Annotated in this window: 23 protein-coding genes and 1 tRNA gene; 12 read left to right on the top strand and 12 right to left on the bottom strand. The window is 33.2% G+C overall.

All coding sequences use genetic code 11. The features are described 5' to 3' along the window. The first annotated feature begins 55 nt into the window (after positions 1-55). A complete protein-coding gene (rho, locus tag ACHMWN_RS10835; protein ID WP_397300766.1) occupies positions 56-1,861 on the top strand; it encodes a transcription termination factor Rho in 1,806 nt (601 codons plus the stop codon). Between the two features lie 92 nt (positions 1,862-1,953). Further along, positions 1,954-2,655 (top strand): CDP-diacylglycerol--serine O-phosphatidyltransferase, encoded by a 702-nt coding sequence (pssA, locus tag ACHMWN_RS10830; RefSeq protein ID WP_397300764.1) that lies wholly within the window; start codon positions 1,954-1,956, stop codon positions 2,653-2,655. On the opposite strand, the gene ACHMWN_RS10825 is transcribed toward pssA, so the two are convergent. Next, on the bottom strand, positions 2,652-3,029 hold the full coding sequence (locus tag ACHMWN_RS10825) for an Hpt domain-containing protein (protein WP_397300763.1): 378 nt from the start codon (positions 3,027-3,029) through the stop codon (positions 2,652-2,654). The genes pssA and ACHMWN_RS10825 overlap by 4 nt on opposite strands. Positions 3,030-3,046: 17 nt before the next feature. Further along, positions 3,047-3,559 (bottom strand): 2-amino-4-hydroxy-6-hydroxymethyldihydropteridine diphosphokinase, encoded by a 513-nt coding sequence (folK, locus tag ACHMWN_RS10820; RefSeq protein ID WP_397300760.1) that lies wholly within the window; start codon positions 3,557-3,559, stop codon positions 3,047-3,049. 109 nt (positions 3,560-3,668) lie between these two features. On the opposite strand from folK, the gene sppA reads away from it, so the two are divergent. Continuing rightward, positions 3,669-5,432 (top strand): signal peptide peptidase SppA, encoded by a 1,764-nt coding sequence (sppA, locus tag ACHMWN_RS10815; protein ID WP_397300758.1) that lies wholly within the window; start codon positions 3,669-3,671, stop codon positions 5,430-5,432. Here the strand turns inward: sppA and ACHMWN_RS10810 are convergent, their stop codons facing one another. After that, the gene (locus ACHMWN_RS10810; protein WP_397300755.1) at positions 5,433-6,080 is read right to left on the bottom strand and encodes a hypothetical protein; all 648 of its coding nucleotides are present in this window, start codon (positions 6,078-6,080) and stop codon (positions 5,433-5,435) included. A gap of 40 nt (positions 6,081-6,120) precedes the next feature. Between ACHMWN_RS10810 and ACHMWN_RS10805 the strand changes: the two genes are divergently transcribed. From ACHMWN_RS10805 to ACHMWN_RS10765, 9 genes are all read left to right on the top strand, one after another. Beyond that, positions 6,121-7,806 (top strand): DNA polymerase/3'-5' exonuclease PolX, encoded by a 1,686-nt coding sequence (locus ACHMWN_RS10805; RefSeq protein ID WP_397300752.1) that lies wholly within the window; start codon positions 6,121-6,123, stop codon positions 7,804-7,806. A gap of 1 nt (position 7,807) precedes the next feature. Continuing rightward, a complete protein-coding gene (locus ACHMWN_RS10800) occupies positions 7,808-8,413 on the top strand; it encodes a DUF4254 domain-containing protein (protein ID WP_397300749.1) in 606 nt (201 codons plus the stop codon). After that, positions 8,413-9,447: a glycosyltransferase family 9 protein gene (locus tag ACHMWN_RS10795; protein ID WP_397300747.1), complete on the top strand. Its 1,035-nt coding sequence runs from the start codon at positions 8,413-8,415 to the stop codon at positions 9,445-9,447. The genes ACHMWN_RS10800 and ACHMWN_RS10795 overlap by 1 nt, the downstream gene beginning before the upstream one ends. Then, entirely contained in the window at positions 9,440-9,940 is a 501-nt protein-coding gene (locus tag ACHMWN_RS10790) for a SixA phosphatase family protein (RefSeq protein ID WP_397300744.1), read from the top strand. Before ACHMWN_RS10795 ends, ACHMWN_RS10790 begins: the two co-directional genes overlap by 8 nt. Before the next feature lie 28 nt (positions 9,941-9,968). Then, positions 9,969-10,307: a DHCW motif cupin fold protein gene (locus tag ACHMWN_RS10785; protein ID WP_397300741.1), complete on the top strand. Its 339-nt coding sequence runs from the start codon at positions 9,969-9,971 to the stop codon at positions 10,305-10,307. A 1-nt stretch (position 10,308) separates the two neighbouring features. After that, the gene (locus ACHMWN_RS10780; protein WP_397300739.1) at positions 10,309-10,827 is read left to right on the top strand and encodes a MepB family protein; all 519 of its coding nucleotides are present in this window, start codon (positions 10,309-10,311) and stop codon (positions 10,825-10,827) included. Positions 10,828-10,908: 81 nt separating this feature from the next. Further along, a complete protein-coding gene (locus ACHMWN_RS10775) occupies positions 10,909-11,973 on the top strand; it encodes a tetratricopeptide repeat protein (RefSeq protein ID WP_397300736.1) in 1,065 nt (354 codons plus the stop codon). Position 11,974: 1 nt separating this feature from the next. Beyond that, positions 11,975-12,355, top strand: coding sequence for a hypothetical protein (locus ACHMWN_RS10770; RefSeq protein WP_397300734.1), 381 nt, complete (start codon positions 11,975-11,977; stop codon positions 12,353-12,355). Between the two features lie 78 nt (positions 12,356-12,433). Continuing rightward, a complete protein-coding gene (locus ACHMWN_RS10765; protein WP_397300731.1) occupies positions 12,434-12,985 on the top strand; it encodes a nucleotidyltransferase family protein in 552 nt (183 codons plus the stop codon). A gap of 84 nt (positions 12,986-13,069) precedes the next feature. On the opposite strand, the gene ACHMWN_RS10760 is transcribed toward ACHMWN_RS10765, so the two are convergent. The 9 genes from ACHMWN_RS10760 to ACHMWN_RS10720 form a co-directional block, all read right to left on the bottom strand. Continuing rightward, positions 13,070-13,930: an AMP nucleosidase gene (locus ACHMWN_RS10760; RefSeq protein ID WP_397300728.1), complete on the bottom strand. Its 861-nt coding sequence runs from the start codon at positions 13,928-13,930 to the stop codon at positions 13,070-13,072. A 139-nt stretch (positions 13,931-14,069) separates the two neighbouring features. Continuing rightward, the gene (gene clpX, locus ACHMWN_RS10755; protein ID WP_397300726.1) at positions 14,070-15,308 is read right to left on the bottom strand and encodes an ATP-dependent Clp protease ATP-binding subunit ClpX; all 1,239 of its coding nucleotides are present in this window, start codon (positions 15,306-15,308) and stop codon (positions 14,070-14,072) included. Between the two features lie 86 nt (positions 15,309-15,394). Then, a complete protein-coding gene (gene clpP / locus ACHMWN_RS10750) occupies positions 15,395-16,081 on the bottom strand; it encodes an ATP-dependent Clp endopeptidase proteolytic subunit ClpP (protein WP_173268590.1) in 687 nt (228 codons plus the stop codon). A 309-nt stretch (positions 16,082-16,390) separates the two neighbouring features. After that, positions 16,391-17,737, bottom strand: a complete 1,347-nt coding sequence (tig, locus tag ACHMWN_RS10745; RefSeq protein ID WP_397300722.1) for a trigger factor — start codon at positions 17,735-17,737, stop codon at positions 16,391-16,393. 141 nt (positions 17,738-17,878) lie between these two features. After that, a tRNA-Leu gene (locus tag ACHMWN_RS10740) sits at positions 17,879-17,960 on the bottom strand. Between the two features lie 98 nt (positions 17,961-18,058). Continuing rightward, the gene (locus tag ACHMWN_RS10735; protein ID WP_397300719.1) at positions 18,059-18,862 is read right to left on the bottom strand and encodes an ABC transporter substrate-binding protein; all 804 of its coding nucleotides are present in this window, start codon (positions 18,860-18,862) and stop codon (positions 18,059-18,061) included. Between the two features lie 548 nt (positions 18,863-19,410). Further along, entirely contained in the window at positions 19,411-21,882 is a 2,472-nt protein-coding gene (locus ACHMWN_RS10730; RefSeq protein ID WP_397300717.1) for an ABC transporter permease, read from the bottom strand. A 39-nt stretch (positions 21,883-21,921) separates the two neighbouring features. Beyond that, complete coding sequence (locus ACHMWN_RS10725) at positions 21,922-24,342, bottom strand: ABC transporter permease (protein WP_397300714.1); 2,421 nt, start codon at positions 24,340-24,342, stop codon at positions 21,922-21,924. 81 nt (positions 24,343-24,423) lie between these two features. Continuing rightward, positions 24,424-26,811: an ABC transporter permease gene (locus tag ACHMWN_RS10720; RefSeq protein ID WP_397300712.1), complete on the bottom strand. Its 2,388-nt coding sequence runs from the start codon at positions 26,809-26,811 to the stop codon at positions 24,424-24,426. Positions 26,812-26,852: the final 41 nt, after the last annotated feature.

Raw genomic sequence — 26,852 nt, 5'->3', positions numbered from 1 at the left:
TTCCGTTATATTCTTTTGATAAACCCAATTTAAATTTCTCGACAAACACATATAAATGTTTAATAAAACAGAATTAACTGAAAAGCTTACTGCAGAATTACGTGAGTTAGCAAAAAATGAAGGCATAAATAACGCAGATGATTTGCGTAAAAACGACCTGATTGAACAAATTCTACAGCAACAAGCAAGCAAAAGCACAACTGCTGAGGTAGTAACAGAAACTGCAAGACCAATTGTAACCGCTACTAAACCTAAAGTGGTTAAAGAAAATACTGCTGCTTCTGATAAACCATTGGCAAAAAAGAGAGCTCGTATCTCTAAAGATGACAAAAGTACTCAGCTACAACAACCAGAACGCGAAAGGATAACATTATTTGATGAACCGCAAACGCGTAAACCTGAAACTGAACCAACAATTGAAATTGCTGAAGTTGAACCGCCAGTAGTTACTTTACCTCCAGATTTTGTAAATGATCCGGAACGTTTAGAAACCATTGCAGAAAAATTGCAAAATCAAGCAAATAAACCTGCTCAATCTAATCCTAATCAACAAAATAAAAAAGACAGGTTGCCAAGAGAAGCAAGAGCTGCTAAAGAAGTTGCAGTTGGTGAAGAAAAACCAGCTAGAGAAGAAAGAGCTCCAAGAGAAGACAATAACAATAACCGTCCGCAAAAAGGGCAAAATAACCCAAATCAAAACGGCGGAAATCATAAACAAAACGAGACCAGCTATTCCAATCTTGATTTTGATAATACCATTACTAACGAAGGTGTTTTAGAAATTATGCCAGATGGATATGGCTTTTTGCGTTCGGCAGATTACAATTATTTATCTTCACCAGATGATATTTATGTATCGCAATCACAAATTAAATTATTTGGTTTAAAAACTGGCGATACCGTTAATGGAAGTATTCGTCCACCAAAAGAAGGTGAAAAATATTTCCCTTTGGTAAAAGTAGTAAGCATCAATGGCCGTATCCCTGCTGATGTGCGTGACCGCGTTCCTTTTGATTACCTTACTCCTCTCTTCCCTACAGAAAAATTAAACTTATTTACTGATGCGTCTAATTACTCTACACGCATCATGGATTTGTTCACCCCAATAGGTAAAGGGCAACGTGGTTTAATTGTGGCACAGCCAAAAACTGGTAAAACCAATTTATTAAAAGAAGTTGCTAACGCGATTGCTAAAAATCACCCAGAAGTTTATTTAATTATTCTGTTAATTGATGAACGTCCGGAAGAGGTTACCGATATGGCTCGTAGTGTAAGAGCAGAAGTTATTGCTTCTACTTTTGATGAGCCAGCAGAACGCCATGTGAAAATTGCCAATATTGTATTAGAGAAATCTAAACGTTTGGTAGAATGTGGTCATGATGTGGTTATCCTTTTAGATTCGATTACTCGTTTAGCGAGAGCGTATAATACAACTGCACCAGCATCTGGTAAAATATTATCAGGTGGTGTCGATGCAAATGCATTACACAAACCAAAACGTTTCTTTGGTGCTGCTCGTAATATTGAAAAAGGTGGTTCATTAACTATTTTAGCAACTGCTTTAACAGATACAGGCTCTAAAATGGATGAGGTAATTTTCGAAGAATTTAAAGGTACTGGTAACATGGAGCTTCAGTTGGATCGTAAATTATCTAACAAACGTATTTTCCCTGCTATCGATATCACTGCATCAAGTACGCGTAGAGATGATCTATTGTTAGATAGAGAAAACCTGCAACGTGTTTGGGTTTTACGTAATCACTTAGCAGATATGAATTCTCAAGAAGCGATGGAGTTGGTACAAGCGCAGATAAAAGGCACCAAAACCAACGAAGAATTTTTAATGGGAATGAACGGATAATTTGAGGTAAAAGGTTTAAGGTAGGCAGAAGGTATATTTCTATTGCCTTACAAACCTTAAGCCCAAAACCTTACACTCTAAATCTTTCAAAAATGAAAAAACACATCCCTAATGTTATTACCTGCGCCAATCTATTTTCTGGTTGTGTAGGGATTGTTTTCGCTTTTAAAGGTGAACTAGAAATCGCCGCTTATTTCGTTTTACTTTCTGGTATTTTCGATTTTTTTGATGGAATGGTTGCTCGTTTGCTACATGTAAAATCAGCAATTGGAAAAGAACTAGATTCCCTTGCAGACATGATTAGCTTTGGCTTTTTGCCAGGCGTAGTCATGTTTCAACTGTTAAAAGTTAGTGATTACAGTTCTGAATATTTACCTTATTTTGGCTTTATTATTACTGTTTTTTCCGCTTTACGTTTAGCAAAATTTAACATAGACGAAAGACAAACAGAAGAATTTATTGGATTGAACACACCAATGAATACATTATTTATTGTTTCCCTACCTTTTATAGCAAAAGATTATCCAACGGTTATAGGTTCTACAATTTTGCTATTAGCAATTGTTGCTATAACTAGTTTCCTATTAGTAAGTGAAATCAAAATATTTTCGCTAAAGTTTAGCAACATGACATGGGCGAAAAATAAATTCAAATTTATTTTCCTCATTTTATCAGCGTTGCTGATTACTTTTTTACAGTTTGCTGCAGTACCGTTTGTGCTAGTACTTTATATAGCGTTATCAATTCTACATTTTAAGAATGAGAGCTTAAAATCTAAAAAAAGTATCTCTTAAAGTTGTTTTTGCAATTCAACTTTTGCATCGTCTAGTTGCTTGTACAACACGCCCATAAAATCTTTTACTTCCTGAAAAGCTGTTGGAATATGCTCAATTTCTTTCAACTCACGAGCGTTGCGTTCAATTTCTTGGATATGATCTCTAACATCTTCTCTACCTACATAATAAAAAGTAGGTTTCATTTTATGTGCACATTCAGATGTTGTTTTCCAATCTTTAGCTTCAATTGCTTTTTCTAAATCTGCCAAATAAAGTGGCGTTTGCTTTTGAAAAACATCTAACATTTCAATCATAAAGTCGGCACTATCGCCAGACATATCTCTTAAATAAGATAAATTAAGGGGCTGGTTGTTCTTTTGGTAATCAATCATTTATGTAAAGCTAATAATTATCTTTTTGATACTGATAAACTGTCTGTTAAAGTAGTTAATATTTCTCTTATAGTTTTCCCAAAAACGGGATGAATTAAATTCGGTGCAATTTCAGTCAAGGGTTCTAATACAAATTTTCTATTTTGCATTTCAGCATGTGGAATTTGAAGTTGATTATCAATTGTAATAATTTCATCGCCATATAAAATAATATCGATATCAATTAATCTCGATCCCCATTTCTCATGTCTAATTCGTCCTAGCGTTTTTTCAATTTCTAACACTGTTTGTAGCAATCCTAAAGGCGATAATTGTGTATCGACTCCTAAAGCTAAATTTAAAAAACCTGGCTGATTTGCATTGCCCCAAGGTTCAGTTTCATAAACAGAAGATTTAACAATCACAACACCAACCTTCTCCGAAATCAATTGTATTGCCCTTTCTAGATATAATTCACGGTCGCCCAAATTACTACCGAGTAACAAATAAGTTCTATTTATATCTAAATGCATATTTGCGGTTTTTTTCAAAACTTTTTATTAAAAAATCAATTTTTATAATTTACCAATGGCGGCATAAATTTACTATAAGATGCCCAATCCGTTTTATATCTTTACAAATTAAATATTTACCTAGCACATGAGAGAATTTTTTAAATATGTTTTTGCAACAGTAGTTGGAATTGTAATTTCAACCTTCATTATAACTTTATTGTTCTTTTTTATTATTATGGGTTTTGTAGCCTCTATGGGTGAAGAAAAAGCAGTAGTTGTTAAAAATAATTCTGTTCTCTTTTTAGATTTAGATCAGGCAATTACAGAACGTACTCCAGAAAATTCAATAATTGACAAATTTGTTGGCGGTGAAGAAAAAAGCATTGGCTTTTATGATGTTATTAAAGCATTAAAAGCAGCAAAAACTGATGATAACATAGAATGTGTATATATTAATGTAAGCGCTCCAAATTCAGGTATGGCTACCATGCTTGAAGTAAGAAACGCAATATTAGATTTTAAGAAAAGTAAAAAACCAGTCATTGCCTATAGCGAGATTTATAGTCAAGGTGCTTATTATTTAGCTTCAGCAGCAAATAAAGTGTATCTAAATCCTCAAGGCGCATTAGAATTCAAAGGTTTTAGCTCTGAACTTACGTTTTTTAAAGGCGCATTAGACAAATTAGGCATTGAAGCTCAAATTATAAGAGTTGGTAATTATAAGAGCGCAGTTGAGCCTTTTATTACTACTAAAATGAGCGACTATAATCGACAACAAGTAACGGCATATGTAGGTGGCTTATATCAAACTTTTTTAAATGGAATTTCAGAAACTAGACATATCAGTACAGATAGTCTTTTCATGTTAGCTAACGATTATAAAATACAGCTTCCAAAAGACGCTTTAACTTATAAAATGGTAGATGGTTTGCGTTATAAGGATGAAATTTTAAATGAATTAAAAAATATTACGGGTAAAGACAAAAAAAGCAACTTAAATACCGTTAGCATTAACGATTATATTGCCAATTTACCAGCAGAAGTAACTTCAGGCAAAAATCAAATAGCAGTTATTTATGCCAACGGAGATATTGTTGGTGGCGAAGGTTCTGATCAACAAATTGGTTCTGAGCGTATTTCTAGAGCAATTAGAAAAGCTCGTTTTGATGATGATATCAAAGCCATTGTTTTACGTGTAAACTCAGGTGGTGGTAGTGCATTAGCATCTGACGTGATTTGGAGAGAAGTTGTTTTAAGCAAAAAAGTGAAGCCAGTTATTGCTTCTTTTGGCGATGTGGCCGCATCTGGTGGATATTACATTGGTTGTGCAGCTGATAGTATTTTCGTTCAGCCGAATACCATTACAGGTTCAATCGGTGTGTTTGGTATTATTCCTAACTTCCAAAACCTATTAAATAATAAATTAGGAATTACGTTTGATGGAGTTAAAACTGGCAAATACGCTGATATTATGAGTGTAAATCGTCCATTAACTGCTGGAGAACGATTTATTATTCAAACCGATGTAAACCACGTATACGATAGTTTTATTACTCGCGTAGCTGATGGTCGTAAAAAAACAAAGGCACAAGTGGATAGCATTGGTGGCGGTCATGTTTGGATTGGAACAGATGCTGTAAAAAACGGATTAGCAGATCGTTTGGGTAGTTTTAACGATGCGATAAAGGCAGCAGCTAAGAAAGCTAAATTATCAGATTTTAAAGTAGTCGAATATCCTGAAAAAATAGATCCATTGAAAGGCTTTTTAGCTAGCGCAAAAGAAAATATCAGTATACATTACACTAAAAAAGAACTAGGGGAAAACTATCTACTCTTCAAGCAAATGCAAAAAGCAATTGTAAATTCTGGTGTTCAAGCTAGAATGGATTATGAAATTAAAATAAAATAGTTAATCTAATTTTTTCCATTCGGGATAAAGGGTGAGATAGGTTTCATTAACTGCCTCCCCTTTTTTATGAACAATAACTGCCCTACTTATATCTCTAATAAATTCTACAGCAATTCCATTTGATTTCGAATCATATACTAAAATTGTATCTCCTATTCCATCATTTACATACGTTGCAACTTTCTTAAAGTCTTTATATTTTTCTGTAAAATTAGCAAGGGAGTTCTCGGTATTTAAACCGGTAATTGTTGTGAATTTACTTGAATTTACTCTAATTTGCTTCACGTCTTTTCCAGTCATTGTACTATCAATATAAGAAGAGTAAACTGCAATTTCATTTCTTCCGTAATTAGTATTCTTTTTACCATACCAAATACCCCAGGCCTTTCCCATTGCCGCATCTCCGGCATCTGGTTTACCTAAAATACTATCTAATTCATTCACATTTTGTCCTAAATAAATTCGACCAATAGATTTACCAGGTGTCACCAAAAATTTTGCTTTTACACTATCCGTTTCTAAACTATCAGCATTTAACTTGATTGAATTAGAATTTGAATTGCATGAAAAAAGTATTGCTATGCAAGGAATTAAGAGATATTTAAGTTTCATCCTTAAAAAACAAAATAACTCCCTTATTGTGTTCATAAATTTAATTTTAAGGTTTTAGTTTTATAATTTTACAACAATGGAAAACAAAACCATATCGCGTACATTAAGGCTTTTTTCGCAACTAATGGAGTTGAACGATGAAAATCCTTTTAAAATCAGATCTATAGCTAATGCAGCATTTAAAATAGACAAACTTCCTTTTCCAATTGCCAAAAAACCTTTTGAAGAGATTGATAAAATTGATGGGATTGGCAAAAGTATCGCAGCGAAAATTATCGAACTAATAGAAACTGGAACTATACAAGAACTAGAAGATAGTTTGCAACAAATCCCACCAGGTGTGGTAGTAATGTTAAGTATAAAAGGTATTGGGGCAAGAAAAGTAGGTATTATTTGGCACGATCTGAAAATAGAAAATGTTGGTGAATTGTATTACGCTTGCAACGAAAACCGTTTAATTGAAGCCAAAGGTTTCGGACTAAAAACTCAAGAAGAAATTAAACAAAAGATTGAGTTCAGAATGGCTGCCAATGGTAAATTTCTGTATGCACATGTCGAAGGAATTATCACTCAACTATATACTGAACTATTGCTTTGGCTAAACAAGGTTGACACTTTGCCTTTACTCGGCATTGCTGGAGGATTTAGACGTTGTGTAGAAATTATAGAAGAAGCAGTAATTATTATTGGAACTGATGATGCAGCTAGTTTGGTAGAAAAAGTTCATTCATTTAAACTTTTAGCCTTTAAAAACGACGGAGTAAATACATTTACAGCCTATACAGAAAGTGGTTTGCAAATTAGTTTGTCAATTGTACAAAAATCTGATTTTTATTTTCAGTATTTTAAGATGACTGGAAATGAAAATCATGTGAATAAAGTTTTAAAATTAGCTGGAAATGGGCCGTTTGAAAGTGAAGAAGAAATTTACACAAAAGCTGGATTAGATTTCATTGAACCTGAATTACGTGAGAGTTTAGACGAAATTGAGCTAGCTAAAAAACATCAATTACCAAATTTAATTACTTACGCCGATTTAAAAGGAAGTCTACATAATCACTCTGATTGGAGCGATGGTGTGCATACGCTAGAGGAAATGGCAGTGTACTGTAAAGACGATTTAAAACTAGAATATTTAGGTATTTGCGACCATTCTAAATCTGCATTTTATGCCAAAGGATTAAATGAGCAACGCGTTTATGCCCAACACCAACAAATTGATGAGTTGAATATAAAACTTGCTCCTTTTAAAATTCTTAAAGGAATTGAAAGCGATATTTTAAACGATGGCTCTTTAGATTACAGCGACGATACCTTGGCAACATTCGATTTTGTAGTAGCATCTGTTCATAGTAATTTACGAATGGGTGAGGAAAAAGCTACTGCTAGATTAATTAAAGCTATAGAAAACCCATATACCACTATTTTAGGTCACCCAACTGGGAGATTATTATTGAGCCGTAAAGGGTACGAAATTGATTACAAAAAAGTAATTGATGCATGTGCTGCTAATAATGTAGTTATTGAAATTAATGCAAATCCACTACGATTAGATTTAGATTGGCGTTGGCATCATTATGCATTAGAAAAAGGTGTTTTACTTTCAATTAATCCCGATGCTCACCGTAAAGAAGGCTTTCATGACATGCGATTTGGTGTTATGGTAGCTCGTAAAGGAGGATTAACACCACAAAAATGCTTAAATGCTTTTTCTTTAGCAGAGATTACCGATTACTTTAATCAAAAAAAAATATCTTTGTGAGATGATAAGTGAATTAGCCAATACAATTTTCAACCAATCCATTATTGATTATCACAAGTTTGATAATATCGATCAGGTAGCCGTTAGCCCACATGATACTTCTAGTTTGGCCCATTTACTCTATCTAAAAAACTGGATTGATACCGCACAATGGCACATGGAAGATGTAGTTAGAAATCCAGAAATTGATCCTGTTGAAGGTTTAAATTGGAAAAGACGGATTGATGCACAAAATCAGATACGTACCGATATGGTTGAATTTATTGACGGTTATTTTTTAGACTTATATAAAAGCATAACACCTTTACCTGATGCAAAAGTGAACACTGAAAGTCCCGCTTGGGCAATAGACCGTTTATCTATTTTGGCGCTTAAGATATATCATATGCAAGAAGAGGCCGAAAGACCTACTGCAACAGAAGAACATCGCCAAAATTGCTTACAAAAATTAAACACCTTATTAGCACAAAGAACAGATTTATCCACTAGTATTGATGAATTATTGGCTGATATTGAAGCAGGCAAAAAGTACATGAAGGTGTATAAACAAATGAAAATGTATAACGATCCAAGTTTAAATCCTATACTCTACAACAATTCTAAATAATGCCTTTAAAAGGTAAAATCATCGTTTTACGTTTTTCTGCCATGGGCGATGTTGCTATGGTAGCATCGGTTTTACGAGAATTTTCAGTTCAGAATCCAGAGGTTAAGTTGGTCATGGTAAGTCGTGCTGCTTTTAAACCTTTTTTTGATGAAATAGAAAAGCTAACCTTTCATGCTATTGAACCTAAAACTTTACATAAGGGTATTTTAGGATTATATAAATTGTATAACGAATTACGCAAATACAAGCCTACAGCAATAGCAGATTTACACGACAATTTACGAAGCAGAATACTTTCCACTCTTTTCCGTTTAGGCGCTTACAAAATTGAACGAATAGATAAAGGTAGGTTAGAAAAAAGAGAATTAACTCGGTCAGAAAACAAAATTTTAAAACCTTTAAAACAAACTGTAGAACGTTATGCAGATGTTTTCAGAGCTTTAGGCTTTAACCTGAAATTGAGCCATCAGTTAGTTAGGTTAGTTAAAAAAATGCCAGCAACTGCTGAGCAATTATTATTAGCGAAAAATGTAAAAAGAATTGGCATTTCACCTTTTGCACAACATATTTTTAAGGTTTATTCCTATAATAAAATGGAAAAAGTTATCCAAGGTTTAGATAGCTTAGGTTTCGAAATCTTTATTTTTGGTGGTGGAAATGAAGAAAAAGCAATTGCTGAGGGCTGGAAAAATCAATTTAAAAATGTTAAAAATTTAATTGGTAAATTTACCTTAAGAGAAGAACTTGATATTATCGCTAATCTTGATGTAATGCTAAGCATGGATTCAGCCGGAATGCATATGGCATCTTTAATGGGTATACCAGTAGTTTCTATTTGGGGGCCAACGCATCCATATGCTGGATTTTTAGGTTATGGCCAATCTATAACCGATTGCATCCAAATTGATCACCCTAACAGACCAAATTCTATTTATGGAAACAAACCTTGCTTGTGTGGTGTTTTCCCTTGTATAGACCTTATTAGTCCAGAAAGCGTTTTAAATAAAGTAAAAGAAAGGGTAGAAAATGGCTAAACAATTACTACTAGTTCGACATGCAAAATCTGATTGGGGTGATGCAAGCTTACATGATTTTGATCGACCTTTAAATAAAAGAGGCCATACTAATGCACCAGAAATGGCGCAACGCTTAGTTAACCAACAAATTTTGCCCGAATTAATAGTTAGCAGTCCAGCATTAAGAGCATTAACTACAGCCAACTATTTTGCAAAAGCTTGGCAAATTCCATCTGATGATATTAGACAAAAATCTGAAATTTATGAAGCAAATGTAAAAACACTTTTGTCAGTTGTTACTAATTTAGATGATGAATTGAACCAAATTGCCCTATTTGGACATAATCCAGGTTTAACAGATTTCGCAAACTATTTAAGCAATGCTCATATTTACAATATGCCTACGTGTAGTGTGGTCCTGATAGAATTTCCATTTGATGATTGGGAAGAAATAAGCGCTAATACAGGAAAAGTTTTGCTATTCGATTATCCGAAGAGTTTGGATGATTAAATGCTTCATTCCTTAACTCAAGCAAATAATGAGTAATATTCCCTTCCAATCCATAGATTGGAACAAAATAGAAAAAACAGAACATCAAGGAGAAACTGGAATTTCATATTGGCAAACGCTTCAATTTGAAGGTATTCGCGTTCGTTTAGTAGAATATTCTGCAGGTTATTTAGCAGATCACTGGTGTAAGAAAGGACATATAGTGCATTGTTTGGAAGGAGAGTTTAGTAGTGAACTTGAAAATGGCGATGTATTTATCTTAACCAAAGGGATGAGTTATATTGTTTCTGACAATTTAAGTTCTCATCGTTCGATATCCAAGAATGGAGTTAAATTATTAATCATCGATGGTGATTTTTTAAAATAAGATGGGCATTCCCAAGTTTCTATTTCTTGTAAAAAATCTAGTATACGATACTTGCGCTTTAGATTTTACTGATTTAAAACTAGAGAAAGAAAGTATAGAATATGACGCTTGTAGTTTTCAAATGAATGGAAAATTAATTCTACATAGAACTGCAAAAATAACACCCACTAAAATTGGTCAGTTTGTTACGATTTGGAAAAGAAACCATACTGGACAAACTGAACCTTTTCATATTGATGATGATTTTGACTTAATTATCATAAGCACAAAAAACAACAATTTATTCGGACAATTTATCTTTCCAAAATCCATTTTATTAGAAAAAGGAATAGTTTCTAGTAACAAAAAGAAAGGGAAAAGAGGAATTAGAGTTTATCCACCTTGGGATGTAACTATTAATAAACAAGCTCAAAATACACAGGAATGGCAATTAAATTATTTTCTTGAGATTCCGAACTCAAACGACAATCATAAAAATATTTGTCAATTATTGAAATCCTTGCTACAATTACTTTTATAAATATTATTTTTAAGGAGATAAGCGAGAATTAAATAATTTGTGAAAACTGATAATTTTCTGCATCATCTTAAAAAACTTTTTATGAAAAAATTTATTTTAACACTCTTACTTCCACTATTGTGGACTACTTCATTTGCACAAAATAAAGTTGAAGCAGAAAAAATTGTTGATGAAGGAATTGCATTCCATGATAAGGCTGAGTATGATAATGCCATTGCAAAATATGATAAGGCTTTAGCACTTGATAAGGATAATTTATTTGCTTTAACTGAAAAGGCATTCAGCTTACTCGCTCAAAAAAAATATGAAGAATGCATTAAAGTATCTGAAATTGCTTTAGCAAAGCATAAAACTGGCAATGAGCTCCAAACATTGTACGTTACATACGGTAATGCACTCGATATGGTGAATAAATCTGTTGAATCAGTTGCTGCTTATGATGCAGGAATTAGATTATTTCCTACTTATCAGATGTTATATTTCAACAAAGCGGTAACATTGCGTACTTTAAAGAAAAGCGAAGAAGCGCTATTATCTTTACAAAAAGCGGCTACCCTCAATCCAAATCATCCAGGTTCTCACCATGTAATGGGGTTAACATTAAAAGAGCAAAATAATGCGATTGGAGCTCTTCTTGCTTATTGGAGATTTTTTACGCTTGAACCAATAAGTAGTAGAGCATCATCAAATTTTACGCAAGTTCAAGAAATAATGAAAGGTGGCGTAACTACAAATGGCGATAAAAATGTAAATATTTCTATTCCTTCAAGCTTATTAACTGATTCTAAAAAAGGCGAAAAGCCTAAAGAAAATACGTTTAGCACTACTTTTTTGATGTTATCAATGGCAGCTGCATTAGATAATGGAGCAGATTTTAAGAATGAAACAGAAATTCAACGTTTTACTAGAAAATTCGACATTGTTTGTGCTGCTCTTGCAACAAGTAAAAAAGAAAATTATGGCTTTTTATGGGATTATTATGTACCCTATTTTTTAGAGCTTAAAGAAAAAGGCTATTCGGAAATGTTTGCTCATGTTGTTTTTGCTTCCTTAAAAAAACCAGAAGTAACAAAATATTTTCAAGATAATCAGCCTAAGCTTAACGAATTTGCGACTTGGTCTTCTAATTTTAAATGGCCAAAATAGAATGAGCTTAGGCAAGAAACTTCCATTCGACTTTGTACTTGATTATCTGTATCCATTAGAGATAGAAATCAAATCTATGTTTGGAGTGTCAACACTTTATGTACACCATAAAATTGTATTGGCATTGCGAGATAAGCCCCAAGCTCTAGAAAGTAATGGGATCTGGATTGCAACGAGTAAAGATCATCATGAAAGTTTAAGAAAAGATTTGCCATCAATAACGTCTATTCCCTTATTAGGAGATGGAGAAACTGGATGGCAAATCTTATCTTCTGCTGATGATTATTTTGAAGAACAAGCAATTAAGATCTGTGAGATGATTAAGAATAATGATCCTCGGATTGGAAAAATTCCAAAACCTAAAAAGAAAAAAGCTAATTAGCAACTTCTTAAAATTTAAAGAAGTATCAAAGACAAAGCATCATCAGCTATAAGTAAATGATAATCGAATTAAATAGAAATGAATTTTAATAAAGAATTTAATGAAATTATAACTTCAGATAAGTGGATGATGAATATTTTAAGCATTATTAGGAATTTAGGTTTAAACGATTGCTGGGTAGGTGCTGGATTTGTAAGAAATAAAATTTGGGATGTTAAACATCAAATGGGACCAACGGCACTTAATGATGTTGATGTTATTTATTTCGATTGTAATAAACTAGACAAACAAGAGGATTTACTAATTGAAGAAAAGCTTAAGCTAATAAATACTACAATTAATTGGTCAGTTAAAAACCAGGCATTAATGCATTTAAGGAATGGTCATGCGCCATATATTGACTGTAAGCATGCTATTTCATTTTGGCCAGAAACTGCTACCGCAATTGCAATAAAATTGGATAAAGAAGTGCAAATTCAACACATTGCTCCTTATGGATTGGATGATTTATTTAATTTACAGGTTAGGCCTACACCTAATTTTAATTTAGATACCTATCAACATAGAATTGAGGATAAAAAATGGAAAAACAAGTGGAATAAATTAGTAATTCATTCGCAAATAAGTTAAGCGCTTAATATATCCATAAAAAAAAAGAAACTTATTTCTAAGTTTCTCTATTGTAGGTTTATATCATCTAGAAATAATTGTTTCTTAAAACTTAAGGTGTTTAACTGTTAATCCACCATTAATTAATTGTTTAAGCGAATCAATTCCTATTTTAAGGTGACTTTCTACGTAATTTGTGGTTACAGAGCTATCACTTTCTGCAGTTTTTACACCTTCTGGTATCATTGGCTGATCTGAAACTAATAACAATGCACCAGTTGGAATTTTATTAGCAAAACCTGTAGTGAAAATGGTAGCTGTTTCCATATCTACAGCCATTGCACGTAAAGTTTTTAAGTACTTTTTAAATTCTTTATCGTGCTCCCAAACTCTGCGGTTTGTAGTATAACATGTTCCTGTCCAATAATCTCTAGAATGGTCTCTAATTGTTGTAGAAATCGCTTTTTGTAAAGCAAATGATGGCAATGCAGGTACTTCTGCTGGCAAATAATCATTTGATGTTCCTTCTCCTCTAATGGCTGCAATTGGTAAGATCAAATCCCCTAATTGATTTTTCTTTTTTAAGCCACCACATTTCCCTAAAAACAAAACCGCTTTTGGTGTTATTGCAGTTAATAAATCCATCATAGTAGCAGCAAGGGGGCTGCCCATACCAAAGTTAATAATGGTAATTCCATTGGCTGTACAACTTTGCATTGGCTTATCTAAGCCCATAATTGGTGCATTATCATTCCATTCAGAAAACATAGTTAAGTATTTACTGAAATTGGTTAATAAAATATATTTGCCAAAATCTTCTAATGGTCGGCCGGTATAACGCGGCAACCAATTTTTTACGATATCGTCTTTAGATTTTAAGCCTGATTTTACCGGAGTTTCTACTTCTTTTACTTTCTTTATTTTACCAACTATTGCGTCTTTTTTTACGTCTTTTTCTTCGTTCATATATGTACTCCTTTTTATATCAATAAATCGTCTCCCTGAACTTGTTTCAGTACCCTGTTAAACAGATGCTGAAATAAATTCAGCATGACGTAGTTTGTAAGTTAAAAAAAATCCCCTAGATTTTCTAGAGGATTAAATTTTATGCAGCTTTTAGCTTTTTAAAATCGGCCTTTTCAAATTTCTCTATCGCGTAATCCAATGTAATATGTAATTCTTTTACACTTTCATCAGATGGGGTATCGTACATTGCATCTAACATAATTGCTTCGCAAATTGATCTTAATCCTCTCGCTCCTAGCTTATATTCCATTGCTTTATTTACAATGAAATCCAATACTTCGTCATCAAATTGAAGATTTACATTTTCATATTCAAATAACTTCGTGTATTGTCTTAATAGAGAGTTTTTAGGCTCTGTTAAAATGTTTCGTAATGCTTGTATATCTAACGGATTAAGGTGTGTTAAAACTGGCACACGACCAATTAATTCCGGTATTAGCCCAAAAGCTTTTAAATCTTGCGGCGTAATGTATTTGTATAGGTTCTTTAAATCTAAATCTACATCATCTTTTTTAACCTTATACCCAACTGCTTGTGTACGCAAACGATTTGCAATTTTACGTTCAATTCCATCAAATGCACCACCGCAAATAAATAAAATATTGTTGGTGTTTACAGGTATCATTTTCTGGTCAGGATGTTTTCTTCCACCTTGTGGTGGTACGTTTACAATTGTCCCCTCTAAAATTTTAAGTAACGCTTGTTGTACACCTTCTCCAGATACATCTCTAGTAATGGATGGATTATCACTCTTACGGGCAACTTTATCCACCTCATCAATATAAACAATGCCACGTTCTGCAGATGCTACATCGTAATCTGCAGCTTGCAATAAACGCGTTAAAATACTTTCTACATCTTCTCCAACATAACCAGCTTCGGTTAAAACAGTGGCATCTACTATACAAAAAGGTACATGTAGAATTTTGGCAATAGTTTTAGCTAATAATGTTTTTCCTGTTCCGGTTTCACCAACTAACATAATGTTAGATTTTTCAATCTCTACTTCATCTTTATCAATTTTTTGACTTAAGCGTTTGTAATGATTGTAAACCGCTACAGAAAGTACTTTTTTAGCATCGTCCTGACCAATAACATATTGATCGATATGTGCTTTAATTTCAGCGGGCTTTAACAACCTAAACGATTCGTCGAATGCCTTACTTTTTTTATTACCTAATTCTTGGGCAAGTAAAACATTAGCCTGCGTTACACATTTGTCGCAAATATATGCGTCTAACCCCTCAATAAGCATTAAAGTTTCTTGCTTTGGGGAGTTACAAAAAGAGCAACGTGATTCTTTATTTTGTTTAGCCATTTTCTTTTTTGTTGTGAGTTGTATGTTGCGTGTTGTGCGTTTGAAAGCCTAAACCTTCAACTATAACTCGCAACCCGCAACTATTTTTATTTCGTAGATCCTAAAACTTCATCAATCATACCAAAACTTTTAGCTTCATCAGCTTTCATCCAGTAATCACGATCAGAAGCTTTTTCTACCCATTCGTAGCTTTGTCCTGAATGAGTTGAAATGATATCGTATAATTCTTTTTTCAATTTTAACATCTCTCTCAGGTTAATCTCCATATCTGAAGCCACACCTTGTGCGCCACCAGATGGTTGGTGAATCATTACTCTTGAATGTGTTAATGCAGCACGTTTACCTTTTGCTCCTGCTACCAATAAAACTGCACCCATTGATGCTGCCATACCTGTACAAATTGTTGCCACATCTGGTGTGATGTATTGCATGGTATCATAAATACCTAAACCTGCATATACCGAACCACCTGGCGAATTGATGTAAATTTGAATATCACGGTTGGCATCTGTTGATTGTAAGAACAACAATTGAGCTTGAATGATATTTGCATTTTGATCATAAATTGCATCTCCTAAAAAAATGATACGATCCATCATTAAACGTGAGAAAACGTCCATTTGTGCTACGTTCAATTGACGTTCTTCAATGATGTAAGGTGTCATTGATTTTGGCGAATTGTTAGTTGCTCCAATATAACGGTCAACATTTAATCCGTTAATTCTATGATGTTTAACTGCGTATTTTCTAAATTCTTCTTTATCTATCTTCATAATATGTGAAATATTTCTTTTAAATGCTTTATCTAATTTGGTGTACTAAAAACGATTATCGTTAATGCTAAATTATTTAAATCTTCGAATAAATGAACAAATATTGGTCAGTTATATGCAATCTTCTTTTAAAGCTAGCATTTGAGTAAGCTGACGGTGATTAACCAGTCAATTAGATAAAGCAAGAGCAGCTAAAAAGCTGCTCTTAAAAAGATATTATCTTAAAGTTCCGTCACCCTGAATTTATTTCAGGGTCTTTCCTGCAAAGAAGGTGCTGAAATAAATTCAGCATGACGACTTATACCTAAATTATTTCAATGCTATAAACTTGTTATAATCAATGTCTTTTTTGTCTAAAGTTGCTATCGATTGTATGTATTCGAACACTTTTAATGCTTTAACCTCATCGAAAATACGATTTGCATTTTCTTTTTCTTGCAAGAAGGTAGTTGTGTATTGTGCTAACTGATCTTCTGGCATTGGTTGTGGACTATACATTCTAAACTGTGCATCTAAACGTTGCTTAGCAGTTTCGAAAACATCTTTATAGTCAATTTTAATTTCGTTATCTGTAATGATTTTATTTTCAATCAAAGTCCATTTAAGGTTCTTTGCAAAATCAGCGTAACCTTGCTCTAACTCTTCGTCTGTTAATTTTTCGTTTGTAGCTTTTAACCATTTACGTAAAAATTCATCAGGTAACTGCATTTTAGTTTGCTCAGTCAATTGCGTGTAAATATCGTTTTGTAATTTACGATCTGCATCTTGCTTAAACATGCTTTCAATTTCTTCAGTAATTTTAGCTCTAAAACCAGCTTCATCAGTTACTACTCCCGCACCAAATATTTTATCAAAGAACTCTTGATTTAAATCTGATTCTTCTAAACGATTTACATTTTTAACCGTTACTTGAAATTTCGATTTTAAATCTTTTGCATCCTCTTCGCCAATGTTTAACAATTTTGCAATTACTGTTTCATTGTTATCAAAAGCCTTTTGGATGTCTAATTCTAACACATCATCTTTCTTTACACCTATTAACGATTTTAAAATCTTTTTATCAGTTATTAAATCTAATCGAATAGAGCCTGTGCTTGTAATTCCCCCTTCAAAAATTGCTCCATCTGGAGAAAGTTGTGCCAAATCAGCATAAAGTACATCTCCTTCTGCCGAAACTTCAGGATTTGTCATTTTGCCATAGCTTTTACGGATGTTTTTGATGCGAGCTTCTAATGTTTCGTTATCAGCTTTTACATTGTATGCTGTGAATTTATCTTTTGATGTAATTTCAACATCTACCTTTGGTGCTAAACCTAATTCGTAGTTAAATTCAAATTCGTCTGTATTATCCCACTTAAATTCTTTAGTGTCATCCATTACTGGTAAGGGTTGACCTAAAACTTCAACTTTGTTATCTGTTAAATGTTTAGATAAATTTTCGCTTAACATGTTGTTGATTTCTTCAACTAAAATGCTTTTGCCATACATTCTTTTCATGTGGGCAACTGGAACCATTCCTTTACGAAAACCAGGTAGATTTGCTTTTTTTGCTTGCTCTTTAAGTGCTTTTTCTACTCTTGGACTATAATCTTCAGGTGCGATAGTAATTTTTACTACTGCATTTAAATCGTCAACTTTTTCCTGTGTGATGTTCATTTCTTAATTTGAGTATGGAGATATGATTTGAGATCTATTATTTAAGCTCAAAATGCACATCGATTTACATTTAATTTCTTATCAATGTCTTTATAAAATTAAAACCGTTCTGACTTACATCGGAACGGCTTCATTTGTTTGTGCGGATGAAGGGACTCGAACCCCCACGCCGTGAAGCGCCAGATCCTAAGTCTGGTGCGGCTACCAATTACGCCACATCCGCAGTTAGGACTTATTTTGGATTGCAAAGATAGCGTTTTGCATCAATAATCAAAAAGTAAGGCTCAATTATTTTTATTAGCCAATTACTCAGTTTGCTAATTAGCTAATTATCAAGTCATCTTGTAAATGAAAAAGATAATTTACTGCTTTAACTAGCCTACTTCCATACCATGAAAACATTTCTCCATCTACTAGTTTAACTTTTGCATTTGGCAAAGCCGATTCAATTTCTTTGATATGTTTTTCTTTAAAGGGATAGGGTTCTGAAGAAAGAAATACGATTTGCGGGTTGTGGGTTGCGAGTTCCGAGATATTTAGTTCGGGGTATCTACTTCGCACTATTACATTGTTTAAGCCAATTTTCCGTAGAATATCATCAATAAATGTATGTTGACCGGCAAACATATAGGGATCTTTCCAAATTAAATAGGCTACGCTTTGATGAATGTTTTTGGTAACTGCTAAGGTTTGTAAATCTGTGAAGCCAGCATGAATTAGGTGATTTAAATAAGCTGCTTCAGGTTCTCGGTTGACCAACTCTCCTATTTCGGTAATGGTTTTCATAGCTTCTTCTAAATTATGAATATCGCTCATCCAAACGGGAAATTCCTGCATTAATTCTTCTATTTCACGCTGTGTATTTTCTTCTTTATTACCGATAATTAGATCTGGTTTTAGATCTCTTATTTTTTCTATAAGGAGTTTTTTTGTTCCACCTATTTTAGTTTTAGCTGCAAATTTTTCTATTGGATGAATGCAAAACTTAGTTATACCGATCACTTCTTCATCTAAACCCAAATCAAACAACAATTCAGTTTGTGATGGTACAATGGAAACAATCCTTTTAGGTGGATAATTGATTATTATTTCGTTGCCAAGCTGATCTGTGAAGGTTCTTTGCATTTGGCAAAGTTATGGGTTTAGTTGCATACTTATGGCTTATAGTTGCATACTTGCAATTGCTGTGTTAAAAGCTCAAAGGCAAATTGATTATCAAGAACTCCTTGGTTAAAATTAAACAAAAAGGGAACATTATTTTTTGCCTTAAGGTGTGCTTTGTGTCAAGGTGATATTAAAGCCATAATAAATCCGCAGTGAGTCCGCATTTTTCTGAAATAATGCGGACTATACGCGGACTTAATGCGGACTTAACATAAGGGAGACTCGAACCTAACCTTAATTTATTTCACATTGCCTACATTAGTTTTTGCTTAAAAAAAACTGAGTAAAGCAAAGATTAAATGATAAAATCTTACTATGTTTTTCTAGATAATTTATAAAAAAATATGAGGCTTTTAGATTCAAAAAATCCATTATTTTTTTTGCTTGGCCCATTATATCTGGTTAAAGAATTAAAATGGTAGTTAGTAGTTGTATACTTTCAGATGGTGGTTAAATAGTTTAAATTATAAAGCACTTGATTTCCAACTTCAACTGCTTGCTTACATTACTTATTCGTATTTAAGTGCTTTTACAGGATTCTCGTTAACTGCTCTGATACTTTGTAAGCTCACGGTTAAAATGGTTAGGAGAATAATGGATAGGTTAACTATTATAAAAATACCAAATGGCATATTAATGCGGTACGCAAAGCCATTGAACCATTTTTGCATATAGATATATGCTAAAATATCTGCTAATAGCATAGAAACTACTACCAACTTTACAAAATCTAAATTGAGTAATTTAAGTAAGGAAGTAGTTGTGGCACCTAAAATTCTTCGCACTGCAATTTCTTTTATTCTCATTTTAGCGTTGAATGCAGCAAATCCAATTAATCCGAAAATTGACACGATAAGTGTTACCATGCCGAAAGAAAAGATTATTTTTTCGCTGATTTCGTAACTGTTATTCATTTTTGCAAAAACTTCATCTGCATAAACGAATTTTGGTTGCGCACCAGGGTCTATAACTGCCCAAGCGGCTTTAATATCGGCAGTTGTTTGTTGTAAATTTTGTGTACTTAAACGAAAAATAACATTGGCTCTCCAATGTGTTGGATAATCATTTACTAAATAAACAGTTGGTACGATTGCTTGGTCAAAACCGTAAGCCTGAATGTCCTTAACCACACCAACAACATTAACTTTTACTTTTTCGCCGTTTCTATCTATGGCAATTTGATTGTCGTTTTTTGATAGCCCTAGTTGTTTAAATGCGGTTTCATTTATTATAATGCTCTGTACGGAATCTGTAGCTAATAACGTATAATTATAGGATCTGCCTTGAACTATTTTTGCTCCAATGGTTTCAAGATAGTTTGGATCAACGTATCTAGATTCTACGCTTAGAGTTGTGTTGTTAAAGGAAATATCATCTGAAAAACCAGAATCGTTAATTGGTTGTTCGGTGGCTCTTGTTACGTCTTCTACACCTTTTATAGCCAATAATCTGTTCTTAATTCCTTCAAAGCCTGCGGGATTTAAATGTCTTGTTTCATATTTTGCTACTCGGATGGACATGAGTTGGTTTTTCATTAAACCCAGATCTTTCTGTTTCATGAAGTTTAATTGAGCATAGATTACCCCAAAACTTATTACCAAAGCAATAGCTACTGTAAATTGAAAAACTACTAGTACTTTTCTTAAACTCCCAATATGAGCTGATGTAGAGAAATTTCCTTTTAACACTTTTGCTGGTAAAAACCCCGCTAAAACCATAGCTGGATATGCTCCAGATAAAAACATAATACCGATTAAAATAAGGGTTACTTGGCCAAGAATTAACCAAATATCAGCAGAGCTAAACAACGTTAAATTATCTGATAAAATTTGATTGACTTGAGGCAAAAGCAATTCGGCAAAAATTAATGCTAATAAAAATGAGATGACGCACTGAATGCCTGTTTCAGCAAAAAATTGTTGGATTAAACTTGATTTAAACGCTCCTAAAACTTTTTTTACGCCTACTTCTTTAGCTCTTGTTTGTGCTAATACTAAAGCTAGGTTTGTGTAATTAATGCAAGAAATGATAATAAGAAAAGAGGCTAGCGCACATAAAATGTAAATTGTAGTTTGCTTAGGGTTAGTGGTGTAAAAACTACTTAAGTTAAGGTTAGAAATGGGTTCTGTAATTAATTTAATGGCAGTAATTCCTTCTTTTTCATTTAAAATTTTAAGGGCTTGACTTTTTGTGGGGTTAAAATTAGCATCACTATTTCCGCTTTGCATTTTTGCGAAGGCGATAATATAGGCATCATTAATTTTTTGGATAGTTTTCTTTTGATCTACTCCATCTTTTAATTTAAAAATGGTGGTAAAAGGTGTCATTGCTAATTGATTACCGTACTCCTCAAGGTTTTCTTTAAAAATTAAATCGAAACCGAATGACGAAGGTTGTTTTCTATCGTCCCAAACTGCCTTTATTACTAACGGAACTTCTGGAAAATTTACTCCCCTATTATTGAATAGCACTTTGTTTACTACATCTGCTGTTCCAAACAATTTTTCGGCAGCGGTATAACTAATGGCAATGAAAGTTTCACCTAGATAAACATCTTCCATTTTACCATATACTGCTTCTAATGGGTAAACCTTGAAGAAATTACTATCTACGCTGGCAGATTCGAGTAATGTGTTATTTTCTTTATCTTCTTTTTTAACTCTAACTTCTTCTTTTCTTCCATTTATGTTCCCAATACTTACCGCTTCTGCTTCAGGAATTTGTTCACTAATTACTGTAGAAAGCAGTCCTTTTATTTTAGATCCTTTGTTTTCTGAACCATTTTTAGTGAAATCTGCTGCTACAATATACGTTCTCTTCAAATCTGGATTCCACTTATCGTATCCTGTTTCTTTATTAATATACAATAGGATAATCATAAATCCGGCTAAGCCAGCTGCTAAGCCAAAAATATTAATGGCGCTATATGCTTTGTTTTTCCAAAGACTTCGCCAAGCGATTTTGAGGTTAAGTTTGAACATATTTAGTTGGTTAGTTTGTTGGTTGTTTGGTTTACATCTTTACTCGTATTTTAAAGCATCTACTGGATTATTTACTGCGGCTTTTCTAGCTTGCAAACTCACTGTAAATACTGCTATCACTATTGATGTTATTGTTGCTATTGCAAAAGGCCAAAACGGCATATCAATTCTATAGGCAAATCCTTCTAGCCATTTACGTGTTAAAATAAAGGCAATTGGCCAACTAATTAAATTTGCGATAATCACTAAGATTAGAAATGATCGGTTTAACATGTTGATGAGCTCTAAATTCGATGCACCTAATATTTTACGAATGGCTATTTCTTTGGTTCTTCTTTTTGCCATGAACGTAGAAAGGGCGAACAAACCAAGTAGTGATAAGATTACAGAAATAATGCTAAAAAGGACTACTATTTGCATTAATCGAAGGGATGGTTTTAGTTCTTTTTGAAAGGAATCTTCTACCGATGTATACATCATTGGAAAATCTGGATATACTTTCCTCCATTCTGCTGCTATTGTTTTTATTGCCGATTGATAATGGTCGTTATCAAAACGAACTAGTAAATTGTTAGTGTTTGAAGAGCCGCCTAAGTGGGTAACCTTATAGATGGTTGGTAGCACTGCTTTTTCGAAACTTTCGTTGTTGTAGTCTTTAATTACACCAACAATTTGAAATGATGAAGTGCCAGGACCGTTATTAAACGTTTTGCCTACTACATTTTTGCCTAATAAATTTGCTGCCGATTGGTTTAAAACGACTGTGTTAATGGTATCCTGTGCATATTCTTTGGCAAAAATTCTTCCGCTTACTAGTTTTACTCCCAGTGCAGGAAATGCATCCATGGTAACTGTTACTGTATTTATATCAAACTTTTGATTGTTATAGGTGATTTCTCTAGGTGTATTGAATGTATTGCCCATTACTTGTGTGGTGGTTGCCACATATTTTACTCCAGCAATTCGCTTCACACTTTCTACAAAGGGATCGTCGGTATCGTAGTTTGTAGATATATTAATCAGTTTATCTCTATCGAAACCTAAATCTTTATTAGCCATGTAATTGTTTTGCTTGTACATTACACCAATGCCAATTATAAAGGTTACGGCAATTATAAATTGTAACACCACTAAACCGTTTCTTAAAGCCATGCCACTAAAACCACTTTCGTAATTACCTTTTAATACTTTAACAGGATTGTATTTGGCTAAGATTATTGCTGGATAAAAACCTGCTAAGAAGGTGATGAATATAAATAAGCCAACTAATTGAGCTATAATAGGGAGTAGATGATTGCTATGCCAAAAGCTAAGTTGCACATCGAAATGCCTGCTAAATGAGGGCAATAATAACTCTACTAATATAATGGTTACAAATAAAGCGGTAAGTGTTTGGATGGCTGATTCGATTAAAAACTGCAGTACTAACTGCTTTTTGTAGGCTCCTAATACCTTTTTTACGCCAACTTCTTTAGCACGCTGAACAGATTGGGCTGTAGCTAAATTTACAAAGTTGATGACCGAAATAATTAGCAAAAAGATAGAAAGTGCGATAATGGGTTTTATTTTATCTAACCAATTTTCTGAAAATGACGGGGTTGAATATACCTTACTTAATGGAAGTGCTTTTAAGCCTGGTTTTCTGCTTTTTGCCTTATAAAAATCGTTGAAAGTTTCACCTCTGGCTTTTAGTAGTGCTTTTTTATAATCTATGTATACATTTAACAGTGTTCTGTTTAACACGTTGGTGTCTATTTTTTTTTCTGTTTTAACGTAAATTCCAGTATAATTTGAGTTACCAATTTGGTCTGGATCTTTTTCTCTTTCTCCAGTATGTATAATGGCATTAAATGCTAAACTCTCTGAAGTAGATGGATCTTTAACCACACCGGTAACAGTCATCAAGTTTCCTTCGTCGCTTCTCCATCTTACTAACTTTAACTGTTTACCAACTACTTTATCAGTGCCAAATAACTGAATAGCTATGCTTTGCTTTAAAACAATAGTGTGAGGTGCATTGAGGGCTGTTAATCCGTCTCCATTAACGAATTGATAAGGAAACACCTTGAAGAATAGTGAATCTGCATCAACAATATCCTTCACGATCACAGGAGCATTTCTATCAATTTTTATCGAATACCCGTCTCCCCAACCTTTACTTGCTTTGGTTACATATTTGAATTGAGGTACCTTTTCTTTTAACACTCCGGCAATTCTTGATTCATTTATCTGCTGCCAATACTGTTTATTATCTGGTGTAAAAAAATCATGGTATTCCCTAACTTGATATACATTTTTTAGTTCAGGGCTCCATTTATCATAATTTGATTCGTGATTTACAAACAACAACAAAAGCACAAAGGCGGTTAATCCAAGTGCTAACCCTCCAATATTTATTGCTGCATAAACTTTGTTTTTAAATAAATTACGCAGTGCGATTTTTAAATTAAGTTTGAACATAGTTTGTTATTTGGTTTATTGGTTTTTTGGTTGGCTAGGTTGATAAATAAAAATTGTTAGCTATTAACTTAATTCTTATTATCATTCGTATTTTAAAGCTTTAACTGGTGATTTTTTAATGGTTTTTAGCGCTTGTAATGAAACTGTAATTATGGTAAGCACTAAACAAATTCCCAACGTAATTACAAAAGGCATATAAGACAACTCTATACGATAGTAAAAACTGTTTAACCATTCTTTAAGCATGTAATATGATGCTGGCCATATTAATAAATTTGCTACAATAACTACTTTGAAAAAACTGCTATTCAATAAGGTTAATAAATCTTTAACTGAAGCACCTAATATTTTGCGAATAGCAATTTCTTTGGTTCGTTGTTCTAGCTCAAAAAACACCATTCCAAACAAACCTATACAACATAAAAAGATAGCGATACTAGCAAATGTTATAAATACAGTGCCTAATCTCATTTCTGATTGATAAAGCTGTTGTAACCGGGTATCAACAAACTGTAAATCGGGAGGGATGTTTGGAAAATATTTCTTCCATAACTGTTCTATTTTTGCCTTAGTTGAAGATATGTTACTTGAATTTATTTTTATATATATGTAACCAGCATCTCTACTTGGTGTTAATTTAATTGCTAATGGGGTAATTTGCTGATGTAATGACATACCGTTAAAATCGCTTACTACTCCAATAATTCTACCTCTTAAACCGCCCTCTTTCAATACGGTATCTATTGGATGCGTAAGATTGAATCTTTTAACAGCTGCTTCATTCACTAACATTGGCCTTTGCGCAGTTATTTTTTGAATTTCTTCACCTGGGAGTTCCATATACTTATCATAATCAACTAGGTCTCCCCCAAATTTTGGAGAAAATGTTCTTCCTTTTAGGACTTTGATATTCAGTGTTTTTAGGAAGTTTATATCTGCACCAATAAAATCGATTGTATAAGTGGCGGTATCTTTGTTATTTGTCCAAGAAGCACCACCACCGTAGGTTTCACCTATGTTAAAAGTGGACATACTAAACCCTTTTACATCTGCTAAATGCTGAACTTCTTCTTTAAAATTGATGTAATTTCCTCTGAATATAGTAAAAGGTGATACCAAAACCTGATCTTTATCGAAACCCAATTTTTTATCCCTAATAAAATTTAATTGAGCGTAAATTGCTAGTGTGCATACGATTAAAAATGCTGATATAGAAAATTGAAAAACCATTAAAGCCTTTTTAAAACCAAATTTGCCTGGTGTATGACCTGTATATCCTTTAAGGGTTTTTACGGGCATAAGTTTAGAAAGAATAATGGCTGGATACAGACCTGCAACAAAACCTGCAACAATAATAATTAATACGGATATGATGGCGGTTTTAAAATTTAGCACTCCTGAAAGTGAAATATCGATACCTAGTTTAGCACCAAAAAAAGGTATTAAATCATGTGTCAAAATTAAGACAAATAATGCCGCTAAAATAAAATACAGGTAGCTCTCACTCAAAAATTGTAATTTCAATTGCTTTGTAGAGGCACCTAATACCTTCTTAACTCCTATTTCTTTCCCTCTTTTTATAGATGCAGCTATGGTAAGATTGATGAAGTTTACAATTGCAATAAGTAAAATAAAAAATGCTACTGTAGTGAAAATATAAATGTATTTAATATCACTATTTGCCTCCATCTCACTCTCTGTATGCGAATACAAGTGAATTTTACTTAAAGGCATTAAGGTTATTTTAATATTTTTTGGAAAATTATATTTTTGATACACCGTTTTCATCTTTTGTTCAAAAGCGGCTGGTGAAACTCCTTTTTTTAATTGTATATATTGCGGAACTGGCGAATAAGCTCCCCAATCTAACTTTTGAGAGCCTTCTCTAGTTATCAAATCTGCCTTAAAATGCGAATTTTTTGGCAAATCTTTCATTATCCCGATTACTTGATACACATTTTGATCATTGGACATATTCATACGTTGACCAATTGCATTACCCTTTGGAAAAGCAGTTTTCGCTAAACTTTCAGAAATGATGAGTGTATTCGGTTGCTTTAATGCATTTTTAACATCGCCAATAATTAATGGAGCCGTAAACATCTCGAAGAAAGCATTTTCAGTACTTAACAATCTCTCCTTAAAAAAATTCTCACCTACTTTAACTTTTACTTCCTTGCCTCCCATCATTATTCCCTTGCTCACTTCTGGGAACTCATTTATTAACATATCTGCTAAACCAGATGGCAAACTAATTTCTTCCTTTTGATTCTTGCTATTGATAGATTGCAAACGATAAATCTGATTAACGTTTGTGTTATGCTGATCAAAGGAAAGTTCGAACATTACATAAGCCACTAAAAGTACAACCGTACTCAAACCCACAATTAATCCAACAAGCTTAATTAACGATGTTAATTTATTATTCCAGATATTTCGCCAAGCGATTTTTAGGTTGAGTTTGAACATAGCTGGTTGTTTAGTTTGTTGGATGTTTGGTTGGTTAGTTC

Source organism: Pedobacter sp. UC225_61 (assembly GCF_044452285.1).
Taxonomy (GTDB): Bacteria; Bacteroidota; Bacteroidia; order Sphingobacteriales; family Sphingobacteriaceae; genus Pedobacter.
This window is presented reverse-complemented; position numbering and strand designations above follow the sequence as displayed.